This window comes from Rugamonas sp. GW822-FHT03B10, from assembly GCF_058801745.1.
In genome coordinates this window covers 354,780-366,367 of record NZ_JBXANP010000002.1, presented here as the reverse complement: position 1 = coordinate 366,367, position 11,588 = coordinate 354,780, and the positions used below count along the sequence as shown (strand labels likewise).

The 11,588-nt window shown below is 67.0% G+C and carries 10 protein-coding genes and 1 tRNA gene; 3 read left to right on the top strand and 8 right to left on the bottom strand.

The genetic code is table 11. The annotated features are described in order from the left end of the window. Nucleotides 1-229: 229 nt before the first annotated feature. Together AC1RQG_RS04805 and AC1RQG_RS04800 are read left to right on the top strand one after the other, a co-directional pair. Nucleotides 230-2,173 carry a diguanylate cyclase gene (locus AC1RQG_RS04805; protein WP_493128836.1) on the top strand — a complete coding sequence of 648 codons (1,944 nt, stop codon included), beginning with the start codon at nt 230-232 and terminating at the stop codon, nt 2,171-2,173. Nucleotides 2,174-2,205: 32 nt separating this feature from the next. Beyond that, nucleotides 2,206-3,042: a hypothetical protein gene (locus tag AC1RQG_RS04800; protein ID WP_493128834.1), complete on the top strand. Its 837-nt coding sequence runs from the start codon at nt 2,206-2,208 to the stop codon at nt 3,040-3,042. Between the two features lie 65 nt (nt 3,043-3,107). Here AC1RQG_RS04800 and AC1RQG_RS04795 read toward each other — a convergent pair whose 3' ends face one another. The 4 genes from AC1RQG_RS04795 to pepN form a co-directional block, all read right to left on the bottom strand. Continuing rightward, nucleotides 3,108-4,046, bottom strand: coding sequence for a hypothetical protein (locus AC1RQG_RS04795; RefSeq protein ID WP_493128832.1), 939 nt, complete (start codon nt 4,044-4,046; stop codon nt 3,108-3,110). Nucleotides 4,047-4,260: 214 nt separating this feature from the next. Further along, nucleotides 4,261-4,336, bottom strand: a tRNA-Thr gene (locus AC1RQG_RS04790). Nucleotides 4,337-4,458: 122 nt separating this feature from the next. Then, nucleotides 4,459-5,460, bottom strand: coding sequence for a class 1 fructose-bisphosphatase (locus AC1RQG_RS04785; protein WP_493128830.1), 1,002 nt, complete (start codon nt 5,458-5,460; stop codon nt 4,459-4,461). Nucleotides 5,461-5,494: 34 nt separating this feature from the next. Beyond that, the gene (gene pepN / locus AC1RQG_RS04780; RefSeq protein WP_493128828.1) at nt 5,495-8,152 is read right to left on the bottom strand and encodes an aminopeptidase N; all 2,658 of its coding nucleotides are present in this window, start codon (nt 8,150-8,152) and stop codon (nt 5,495-5,497) included. Nucleotides 8,153-8,346: 194 nt separating this feature from the next. Between pepN and AC1RQG_RS04775 the strand changes: the two genes are divergently transcribed. Then, a complete protein-coding gene (locus AC1RQG_RS04775; protein ID WP_493128826.1) occupies nt 8,347-9,039 on the top strand; it encodes a DUF4136 domain-containing protein in 693 nt (230 codons plus the stop codon). A gap of 67 nt (nt 9,040-9,106) precedes the next feature. Here AC1RQG_RS04775 and AC1RQG_RS04770 read toward each other — a convergent pair whose 3' ends face one another. Genes AC1RQG_RS04770 through AC1RQG_RS04755 form a run of 4 tightly spaced genes read right to left on the bottom strand, consistent with a single transcriptional unit; the run spans nt 9,107 to nt 11,585 of the window. Then, a complete protein-coding gene (locus AC1RQG_RS04770) occupies nt 9,107-9,250 on the bottom strand; it encodes a hypothetical protein (RefSeq protein WP_493128824.1) in 144 nt (47 codons plus the stop codon). Continuing rightward, nucleotides 9,247-10,221, bottom strand: coding sequence for a quinone oxidoreductase family protein (locus tag AC1RQG_RS04765; protein WP_493128822.1), 975 nt, complete (start codon nt 10,219-10,221; stop codon nt 9,247-9,249). Before AC1RQG_RS04765 ends, AC1RQG_RS04770 begins: the two co-directional genes overlap by 4 nt. Nucleotides 10,222-10,246: 25 nt before the next feature. After that, complete coding sequence (locus tag AC1RQG_RS04760) at nt 10,247-10,630, bottom strand: methylglyoxal synthase (protein ID WP_493128820.1); 384 nt, start codon at nt 10,628-10,630, stop codon at nt 10,247-10,249. A gap of 40 nt (nt 10,631-10,670) precedes the next feature. After that, nucleotides 10,671-11,585 carry a DMT family transporter gene (locus AC1RQG_RS04755; RefSeq protein WP_493128818.1) on the bottom strand — a complete coding sequence of 305 codons (915 nt, stop codon included), beginning with the start codon at nt 11,583-11,585 and terminating at the stop codon, nt 10,671-10,673. Between the last annotated feature and the right edge of the window lie 3 nt (nt 11,586-11,588).

Genomic DNA, 11,588 nt, shown 5'->3' with positions numbered 1-11,588 from the left:
GATTCCGCCCCTCCCGCATCGTCGCCCTCCTTGGTCGCTCGTTCATGCCTCAAGGCAGCAAAAAGGTTCAATCCCTGCGCCACGACGGCGACCGGACCATGCTAGCACCGGCCGCTGTCATGTTCCGCGTATTTTCTGTCGCGAAATAGCAGTGACATATCGTCACTAATCTCGTACAGTGAACACCAGACATCAGGCTTATCAAGAAAATCACAACGAGAAACCCGCCATGAGCGATCAGCACACCGCGTTCGGTCCCAGCAAGCCCCTGTTTCAATACTATGCCGCCATGACCTGGCTGCTGGCTTTTCTTGCCTGTATCTACATCGGCAGCAGCACATTCCGGGTCTACCAGCATAAACGCCAGCTTGAACAACAGGTTGCCCAGCAATTGCAGAACGTTGCGCTCGCGTCGCGCCGTTCGCTGGAACTGAATTTGCAGCAGCTGGTGACGACCGAAGACATGGTGGCCAACGCGCTGCTCGATGAATTGCCGGCCGACCTGGCCAGTGCCAATGCCCAGCAAGTGGCCAGGCTGCAGGCGCTGCTGACGCGGGGCGCGGCCGGCAACGACGATATCGAACTGCTGGGCGTGGCCGCGCCCGACGGCCGCGTGCTGTTCATGTCGAACAACGTGACCACCGTGCACGAGGGCGACCGGATCGACGTGTCGGCCCTGCGCGAGCACCCGGCGCAGGCCAGCATGATCGACATCTACCAGGGCGGCCCCCGCTCGGCCTGGCCCAGCGGCTTTGTCATGGTGCGGCCGGTGCGGGCGGCCGATGGCCCGCCGCGCGCGTTCGTGTTCGCGCTGCAAAGCCACGATGCGTTCCAGCGCCGTCTGAAGGAACAGGAGCAGGCCGGCTTTTCGCTAGGACGCCACAGCGTGGTGGCCGTCGTCCAGACGGCCGGCAACCGGCTGGCGTTCCGCTACCCGATGGCCGACGCCGTCATCGGCGCGGCGGTCCCGGCCGTCGAGCGCCGGCCGTTCCGCGACCACCCGCAGCTCAGCTACTGGGTGTCGCCGTACGACCACATCAAGCACCTGGTGTACGAACTGCCGTTCGCCAAGGGCGCGTTCCTGCTGCGGGTGGAGGCGGCGGAACTGGACTTCCTGGCGCCGTGGTACGCCGATCTGATCTTCTCCGTCGCCAGCGCCGTGCTGCTGCTGACGGCCGTGGCGCTGCTGCTGCGGCTGGTGCGCCAGGGCGCGCACCAGGCGGCCCAGCTGCAATTCGACAAGGAGCAGCTCGACATCGGCGCGCGCGCCATGGGGCGCCTGATCGCCACCGCGCCCGTGGCGCTGGCCCAGGTGCGGCTCGACGATGGCCTGCTGTTGCGCGCCAATCCGGCCTTCGGCCACCTGTTCGGCGCCATGCCGGGCGAGCAGCTGCGGGTGGCCGAGGCGCTGTTCGCCGACACCGCCGCCTGGCACGAACTGTGCGCCGGCGCGCGGCTGGCCGGCGCGGTCGAGGGCCGCAGCTTGGAGGTGACGCTCAGCGTGGGCGACGGCACGCGCCACGCGCTGGTGTCCGTGGCGCCGCTGCCATCGAAACGCGACGAACCGCGCGAACTGCTGCTGAGCTTCACGGACACCGAAGCCCAGCATGCGCGCGAGCAGGCGCTGGCCTCGATCGCCTACGCCGACCCGCTGACCCGGCTGGCCAACCGGCGCGCCTTCTTCCAGCAGGCCGACGCCGCGTTCGCCATCGCCAGCCGCTACCAGCGCCCGCTGGCGCTGCTGATGCTCGACCTCGACCACTTCAAGCGCGTCAACGACGCCCATGGCCACGCGGCCGGCGACGCCGTGCTGGTGCATATCGCCAACTGCCTGCGCCACAGCGTGCGCCACGCCGACCTGCCGGCGCGCCTGGGCGGCGAGGAGTTCGTCGTGATGCTGCCCGAAACCACGCTGGCCGAGGCGCTGGAGACGGCCGAGCGCATCCGCAAGCGCATCGAGCAAGGACCGCCGGCCGAGTTTGAAGGCCGCACCATCCCCATCACCGCCAGCCTGGGCGTGGCCATGATGCGCAGCGACAGCAAGGGCATCGAGGCCATCCTGCACGAGGCCGACATGGCCCTGTACGAGGCCAAGGAAACGGGCCGCAACAAGGTGGCCACGGTCGCGCCGGCGCCACCATCGCAAGCGTCGCCGGCGGACGCGACCGCCTAGCCCGGCTGCGGCCTGGCGGCGCGTGACACGGCATGACCAACGATCGTGCGTCGATATGTCAGAATGGCGGCGACGAACCCGGCACCGGCCGGCGCTCGCCCTCAAGGAAACACATGCAAAGATTAGATTCAGAACTGACCAGGCTTTATCTTCAACCGCAGGCGATACAGGCCGGCACCCCCGCGCTGGCGGCAGCCGAAGGCGGCACGCGCGCCATCGCCGTCCCGTTCAATCCGGTGGCGAACGAAGCAGAGGGACAACACTGGACGCGCCTGTGCGCGGTGGCCAACGCCATGCAGGCGGAACTGGGCTTGCCGGCGCCGGCGGTCAGCATATCCGGCACCGGCTACTACCTGTGGCTGTCGCTCGAATCGCCGGTGCCAGCGGCCACGGTCGCGCGCTTCCTGACGCTGCTGCACGCCGCGTACATGCCGGAACTGAGTGACCAGGCAAGCACCGGCGCACCGCCACAACTGCCACCTTATCCGCTGGAGGGCGGCGAACAATGGGCCGCGTTCATCCACCCCGAGCTGGGCGCATCGTTTGCCAGCGAGCCGGCCCTGGACATCGCACCGCCGCCGGCCGGCCAGGCGGCCCTGCTGGAAGGCTTGCACAGCATCGGCGCGCAACAGTTCGAACACGCCATGCGCGAACTCGATGCGCGACGCGCGCAGACGCAAGACACTGGCACGCAGAACACGCACGCGCACACCATGCACGCACAGGACATGCACGCGCCTGGCGCCGCATCCGCCCATGGCGCGACGCCGCCTGATCTGCTGCTGAAGGACGCGACGCTGGAAGACATCGTGCGCTTCCTCCATGCGCGCAATATCGAACCGACGTTCCGGCATCTGCTGCCGAAATAAGCGGCCATGCACGCGCGCTGGCGGCGCCGGCCACAGTGCCGGCAGGCCATCGCGCCGACACGCCGCTAAGACGTCATCCGTTCCCAGCCGGCCCGCACCGCATCCTTGAATTTTTCCCAGCGCGATTCCGGATAATTGCGCTGCCACTCCTCGCGCAACGCCGGCTCCACCTCTTCCCAGGCACTGCCCTGGTAGGTGGTGCTATTGGCCATCGACGCGCCATAACGGTAAGCCGGGTCATATTCCTGGTAGGTCCCGCCTGTGTAGGAAAACGTGTCGAGCCAGTGGGCGCGGAAATACGTGTCCTCGCTCACGCCCTGCGAGTCGCCACGCTGGATATTCAGGCTGTCCTGATTGGGATGCGGATAGATGCGCGTGCCGCCCGTCGCCTCCCCGCCGTCTTCGGGCACGGGCACATCGGGCGAGGCGCGCTGCATCGAACCGGCCATGGCGCCGCCTTGTTGCGACGCATGCCCGGCAGACGCCCCGCCGGTAGAGGCCGGCGCCCCCGTCCACGCCGCCCCGCCCGAAGCGGACGCCGCCGTGTCGCGTTGCGGCTGCCCGCCTTGCGGCGCGCCCGTGCCGGACTGATGCCAATCCGGACTGGCGCCGCCGCGCTGGTCGACCTCCCCGCGCGTGCGCGGACGCTCCATGTCCTCCGGACTGAAAGCCTGGACGATGCCCGCCGCGCGCTCGGCCTGCTCGCGGCTCGCGGCATGGACGGTCAACACCACATGGCCGCGCCGGATCGCCTCGGCATACATGCGCTGATCATCGTGCTCGGTGCCGAACAGGCGACCGAAGAAATGGCGCACGCTGTCGAAAAATGTATCGTCCGTGGCGCCCGGGCTGGCGGTGGTATCGAATTGCTGCCCGGCGCCGCTGGCGCTGGCGGCATCGCTCAACTGGATGGTGTGACTGTCGAAGCCGGCGCTGATCAGCGCATCGCGCGCGTAGTTGGCGTCGGTACGGTGCTCGAAAACTGCGGCCAAGGTGTGTGTCATAGTGAACTCCCCCGAAAAATGGCGGCGCCGGTACGAGACGCGCCGACCGTCTTCACATGCCGGGCCAGTGTACGCCGGCCCACGCGGCAGCAGCGCGTGATTGGTATTCGGGCAATGTTAAGTTCCGTGGGGGTGGCGTTGTGGTCGATGCGAATGGCGATAGCAACAAAAAACCCGCGCCTCTTGCGAGTACGCGGGTTTTTTGCTGAATCTCTGGTGCCGCTTGCCGGAATCGAACTGGCGACCTTTTCATTACGAATGAACTGCTCTACCAACTGAGCTAAAGCGGCGAAGGCCCACATTCTAACAAACTATTCTGACTATCCGCTAGTCCCCGATGCAAAATAATTTGAGACCTTGAAAGAATGTCATTGCATCGGGCGCGGAATGGACTAGATGGCCAAGCTGACGATCAACCCTGATGGTAGCCCGTCACCACCGCCACCTCGTCGCGCGAGCCCAGGAACACGGGCACGCGCTGGTGCAGCTTGTGCGGTGCGATGTCGAGGATGCGCTGCTTGCCGTCCGTGGCCGCGCCGCCGGCCTGCTCGACGATGAAGGCCATCGGGTTCGCTTCGTACATCAGGCGCAGCTTGCCCGGCATCGAGGTGTCGCGCAGGTCGGCCGGGTACATGAAGATGCCGCCGCGGTTCAGGATGCGGTGCACGTCGGCCACCATGGAGGCGATCCAGCGCATGTTGAAGTTGGTGCCGCGCGGGCCCGTGTCGCCGGCCAGCAGCTCGTCCACGTAGCGCTTGACGGGCGGATGCCAGTGCCGCATGTTGGACATGTTGATCGCGAATTCCTTGGTCTTGGCCGGGATCTGCATGTCGCGCTGGGTCAGCACCCACGAACCCATCTCGCGGTCCAGCGTGAAGCAGTTCACGCCATGGCCGGTGGTCAGCACCAGCATGGTCTGCGGGCCGTACACTGCGTAACCGGCGGCCACCTGCTTGCTGCCGGCCTGCATGAAGTCGGCCTCGGTCGGTTCGCCCATGCCTTCCGGCGCCTTGAGCACGGAGAAGATGGTGCCGATCGAGACGTTGACGTCGATGTTCGAGGAGCCGTCCAGCGGATCGAACAGCAGCATGTATTCGCCCTTCGGATAGCGGTTCGGGATCGGGTGGATCGATTCCATCTCTTCCGACGCCATGGCCGCCAGGTGGCCGCCCCATTCGTTCGCTTCCAGCAGGATCTCGTTGGAGATGATGTCGAGCTTCTTCTGCACTTCACCCTGGACGTTCTCCGTCTCGGCCGTGCCGAGCACTTCGCCCAGCGCGCCCTTGCCCACCGAGTGGCTGATGGTCTTGCAGGCGCGCGCGACCACTTCGATCAGCAGCCGCAGTTCGGCCGGGATCGTGTTGTGCAGTCGCTGTTCTTCGACCAGGTATTGCGTGAGGCTGATGCGTTTCATGGATTCCCTTGTGTTGTAGTCGTCGTCAAAATAATTAGTTGGACAGCGCTTTGCTGATCACTTCCAGCACGTCGTTCGACAGCTTGGCGCGCGCGGCCACGCGTTCGAGCGCGTGACGCATGTGCACCTGCAGCGCCGGCGCGTAACGGCGCCAGCGGTCCATGCTGCGCGCCAGGCGGGCCGCCACCTGCGGGTTGATCTTGTCGAGCGCGATCACCTGCTCGGCCCAGAAGTCGTAGCCGCTGCCGTCGGCCGCGTGGAACTGGGGCGGGTTGGCGTTGGTGAAGTTGAACAGCAGGCTGCGCGCGCGGTTCGGGTTCTTCAGCGTGAAGGCCGGATGTTGCATCAGCTGGCGCACGGCCGCCACGTTGGTGCCGGGGGCGGCGGCCTGCATGGCGAACCATTTGTCGACCACCAGCGCCTCGTGTTCGAAGTCGGCGTAGAAGCGCTGCAGGCTGGCGCTGGCGTCGGCGCCGCTGTGGATCAGGGCCGACAGCGCGGCGGCGCGGTCGGTCATGTTGCCGGCCTGGTCGAACTGCTGGCGCGCCAGCGCCAGGTCGTCGTCCTGCGGCGCCACCAGCAGGTAGGCCAGGGCCAGGTTCTTCAACGCGCGCTTGCCGGCCGAGACGGCGTCCGGGCTGTAGGCGCCGGGCGTCTGGTTGGCGTGGTACTGGGCCAGCAGTTCCGGACGCAGCGCGGCGCCGAGCGTGCGGCGCATGAACTGGCGCGCGCCGTGGATGGCGTGCGGGTCGACCACCGGCACCTGCTCGGCGATGATGGTTTCGGACGGCAGGATCAGGGCCAGCTCGCGGAACGCGGGGTCCAGCGTGTCGTCCGTCAGCACGTTGCGGAAGGCGGCGATGAAGGTGTCGTCCAGCGCCAGCGCGTCGCCGGCCGCCACGGCGCTGGTCAGCACCAGCAGGCGTTCCATGGCCAGCCGCTGGCCCGCTTCCCAGCGGTTGACGGCGTCGCTGTCGTGGCTGAACAGGTGCAGCAGTTCGGCGTCCGTGTAATCGTATTCGAGCACCACGGGCGCGGAGAAACCGCGCAGCAGCGATGGCGTGGGCTTTTCGTCCACGCCGTCGAAGCGGAAGGTCTGCGTGGCGGCCGTCAGCTCCAGCACCACGGTGGTGGGGGCGGTGACGGCCGATGGCGCGCCATCGAGCCGCAACGGCAGGTCCTTGCCGTCCGCGCCCAGCAGGCCCACGGCCACGGGGATGTGGAACGGCAGCTTGTCCGGCTGGCCGGCCGAGGCCGGGCAGTGCTGGCTGAGCGTGATCTCGTAGCTGCGCGCTTGCGCGTCGTAGCGCGTGCTGGCCGTCACCACCGGAGTGCCAGCCTGGCTGTACCAGCGCTCGAACTGGGTCAGGTCGCGGCCGTTGGCGTCGGCCATGGCGGCGCGGAAGTCGTCGCATTCCACGGCCTGGCCGTCGTGCCGTTCAAAGTACAGGTCCATGCCCTTGCGGAAGCCGTCTCGGCCCAGCAGGGTCTGGTACATGCGCACCACTTCGGCGCCCTTCTCGTACACGGTCACGGTGTAGAAGTTGTTGATCTCGACGAAGGAGTCGGGCCGCACCGGGTGCGCCATGGGGCCGGCGTCCTCGGGGAACTGGGCCTGGCGCAGCGTGCGCACCTGGTCGATGCGGGTCACGGCGCGGCCGGTGTCGGTGCCGATCATGTCGGCCGAGAACTCCTGGTCGCGGAACACGGTCAAGCCTTCCTTGAGCGACAGCTGGAACCAGTCGCGGCACGTGACGCGGTTGCCGGTCCAGTTGTGGAAGTACTCGTGGCCCACCACGGCCTCGATGCCGGCGTAGTCGACGTCGGTGGCCACGCGCGGGTTGGCCAGCACGTACTTGGTGTTGAAGATGTTCAGGCCCTTGTTCTCCATGGCGCCCATGTTGAAGTCGCCCACGGCCACGATCATGAAGCGGTCCAGGTCCAGCTCCAGGCCGAAGCGCTCCTCGTCCCAGCGGATCGAGTTCTTCAGCGACTGCATGGCGTAGTCGGTCTTGTCGAGGTTGCCCTCCTCCACCCACACCTGCAGCAGCACTTCGCGGCCGGACTTGAGCGTGTAGCGCTCCTCCTGGCACACCAGGCGGGCCGCCACCAGCGCGAACAGGTAGGACGGCTTCTTGAACGGGTCTTCCCACTTGGCGTAATGGCGGCCGTCATCGAGTTCGCCCTGTTCGATCAGGTTGCCGTTCGACAGCAGCACCGGATAGCGGGCCTTGTCGGCGCGCAGCATCACCGTGTATTTCGCCATCACGTCCGGACGGTCGGGGAAATAGGTGATGCGGCGGAAGCCCTCGGCCTCGCACTGGGTGAAGAAGTTGCCGTTCGAGACGTACAGGCCCGACAGCGTGGTGTTCTTCACCGGCGCGCACAGGGTTTCGATCTCCAGCACCACGGCGGCCGGCGCCTTGGGGATGGTCAGCGAGGTGGGCGTGAGGCGGTACTGGCCGGCGGCCAGCGGCTTGCCGTTCAGGCGCAACTGCACCAGCTCGATCTCCTCGCCGTGCAGCACGATGTCGCGGCCCTTGCTGGCCGGATTGCGGTGCATGGTGATGCGGTTGGCGACGATGGTGCGGTCAGGATCGAGGTCGAAGCCCAGTTCGACGGTGTCGACCAGGTAGGCCGGGACGGTGTAATCCTTGCGGAAGATGGTCTGGGGGCTGCTGTCTGTGCGCATGGGAGCTCGGGTGGGATGCTGGATCAAGGGGCCTATTTTACCAATACCGGACCCGGCGCGAGGCGTTTTGGCCTTGGGGAGCGCGGATAAGTTGCAGGTTTCCCCTTGGCCGTAACATTCTGTAATAATCATGCGCTAACGATAACTTCGTCATAGACTAAAACATGGAACATTCATTGTGGAAGGGCAATGCCATGAAATCATTCGCCATCATGGCGGCCGGCGCCACCCTGCTGCTGAGCGGCTGCGCGACGACGCTTCGTAGCGACGTGACCGCCTTCAACGACTGGCCGGCGGACCTGAGCAACAAAGCCTACGTGTTCACCGCGCCGCCGCCCAACGAGGACACGCTGGAATACCGCAGCTATCAGGTGCTGGTGAGCAACGAGCTGGGCAAACTGGGCTTCAACCAGGCGGCAGACGGCACCCACGCCGGGCTGCTGGTGGGGATGCGCTTCAAGACCGTGGACCAGCCGATCCGCGTGCTGACGGCCAGCGACCCGTTCTGGCCGGGGCCGTACTGGGGGCCGGGCTGGGGGCGCTACCCGTACCGCTATGGCTACCGTCCGTTCTTCTACGACCCCATGTTCTACGGTCCGATGGAGATGGAGGAGTCGGTGCGGCACCAGTACGAGCGCCAGCTCAACATCACCATCAACTCGGATACCGGCCGCAAGCTGTATGACGTCACCGTGCACAACGTGAGCCGCGTGCAGGCCACGCCGCACGTGATGCCGGCGCTGGTGCACAGCGCGTTCGCCGGTTTCCCCGGCCAGAGCGGCGTACCGCATCAGGTGGATGTAAAGATCGAGGCCGGCGCGATGGACGATGAAGCGCCGGCCGCGCCAGCGCCGGCGACGAAGGAAGCGGCGCCGGCCAGCAAGTAGGCATGCGAAAAGGGCCGACCTTGGCGTGCGCGAGGATCAGCCCCTGAAGATGCGGTCGCCCCCGCGGTCAGGAGTAGTACGCCTCGGCCCCCAGCGTGATCGCCCCGATCAGCATCACGGCCAGCACCAGCACGATCAGCAGGCGGCCGAACTTGGGCGAGCCGTCGCCGCCGGACGGGGGCTGCCCTTCCCGTTCAGGCACGGCGTTCATGGCAGCAGGATGGACGAACCCATCGTCTTGCGCGACTCCAGGTCGATATGGGCTTGCCCCACGTCGGCCAGGTTGTAGCGCTGGTGCACGGGCACCTTCACCTCGCCGCTGCCCACCACCCCGAACAGCGAGGCGGCCGACGCCTCCAGGTCTTCCCGTTTGGCCGTGTAGTTCATCAGCGAAGGCCGCGTGATGAACAGCGACCCGCGCGACGCCAGTTCATTGAGGCTGAACGGCGGCACCGGGCCGGACGCGTTGCCGAAGCTGACCATCATGCCCAGCGGCGCCAGGCAGTCCAGCGATCCCGTGAAGGTATCCTTGCCGATCGAGTCGTACACGACGGACACGCCCTTGCCGCCCGTGATCTCGCGCACGCGCTCGACGAAATTCTCCGTGTTGTAGTTGATCACGTGGGCCGCGCCGTTGGCGCGCGCCAGCGCCGCCTTCTGGTCCGAGCCCACGGTGCCGATCAGGTTCACGCCCAGCACGCGCGCCCACTGGCACGCGATCAGGCCCACCCCACCGGCGGCCGCGTGGAACAGGATGGTGTCGCCGGCCTTGAGCGCCACGGTGCGGTGGAACAGGTACTGCACCGTCAGCCCCTGCAGCATCATGGCGGCCGCCGTCTCGAACGGGATCTGCTCGGGCAGCACCAGCAGCGCGGCGGCCGGCATGTTGCGCGCCTGCGCATAGGCGCCGTTGGGCCGGCCCGCGTAGGCCACGCGGTCGCCCACCTTGACCTCGGTGACGCCGGGGCCGACCGCCTCCACCACGCCCGCCCCCTCCATGCCCAGCCCGGCCGGCAGCGGCTGCGGGTACAGGCCGGAGCGGAAATACACATCGATGAAATTGACGCCGATCGCCTCGTGGCGCACCTGCGCCTCGCCGGGGCCGGGCGGCGCCAGCGTCACGTCGATCAATTCCATCACGTCCGGCCCGCCGGTGCGGGTCATCTGTATCACTTTCGTCATGCCGGCCTCCGTTTGTTGGTCAGGGTCAGGGCTGCGCGCGCAGCTGCAGTTGGGACAGTACCAGATGCGCCGACGCCATGTTGGTGGCGCACGGCGTATTGTGCACGTCGCAGGCGCGCACCAGGGCGTTGATGTCCGGCTCGTGCGGCTGCGGCGTCATCGGGTCGCGCAGGAAGATCACGCAATCGATCATGCCCTCCACCAGCAGCGAACCGATCTGCAGGTCGCCGCCGAACGGGCCCGAATGCTTGCGCTCCACCTGCAAGCCCACCTCGTTGACCAGGCGGCCGCCCGTGGTGCCCGTGGCCACCAGCGTGCAGGTGGCGAGGAAGGCGCGGTATTCCGTGGCCAGCGCGATCATGTCGTCTTTTTTCTTGTCGTGGGCAATCAGGGCGATGCGGGTTTTCATAGCGTGATCCGTAGTTGAGGTGGAAGACAAGGTGTTGCGGCTACTTCTTCGACAGCAGGTAAATCCCCGCCAGCACCAGCGTGGTGCCGGCCAGCTGCCAGGGGGTGATCGGCTCGCCGAGGATCAGCGCGCCGAGGAACAGGGTGGAGACGGGGCCTATCATACCCGCCTGCGACGCCGTGCCGGCGCCGATGCGGGCCACGGCGATCATGGTCATGAACACCGGCATGACGGTGCACAGCATGCCGTTCACCAGCGACAGCCAGTACACGGGCGCCGGCTGCACCAGCAGCGCGGCCGGGCGCAGCAGGAAGAACTGGCCGATGCAGGCCACGCTCGACACGCACATGGCGTACGACACCAGCCGCAGCGAGCCGATGCGCTTGACCATCTCGCCGGACAACAGCAGGTAGACCGCGTAGGCGACGGCCGAGCCCATCACCAGCGCCGCGCCCAGCGCCACGTTGCCGCCGCCGCGCAGGTCGTGCAGGAACACCAGCACGATGCCGGCGTACGACGTGCCCAGCGCCAGCCACTGGGCGCGCCGGATGTGCTGGCGCAGGAAGATGGTGGTCATCAACAGCACGAAGGTCGGCGTGAGGAACAGGATCAGCCGTTCCAGGCCGACGGAGATGTATTGCAGGCCGAGGAAATCGAGGAAGCTCGACAGGTAATAGCCGAGCAGGCCCAGCGCCACCAGGCGCCAGCGGTCGGCGTTGCTGAGCGGCGGCCCGCTGCGCATCTGCCACACGGCGATGGCGGCGAACACGGGCAGCGAGAACAGCATGCGGAACGCGATCAGGGTCACGGCGTCGAGGTGGTGGCGGTACAGCAGCTTGGCCACCACGGCCTTGGTGGAGAACAGCACGGCCCCGCCGATGGCCAGTCCCAGCCCGCCGAGGAAGGCGGCGCGCACGTGCGGCGCGGGGTGGGAGTCCGTCGGCTTGTTATCCATCCG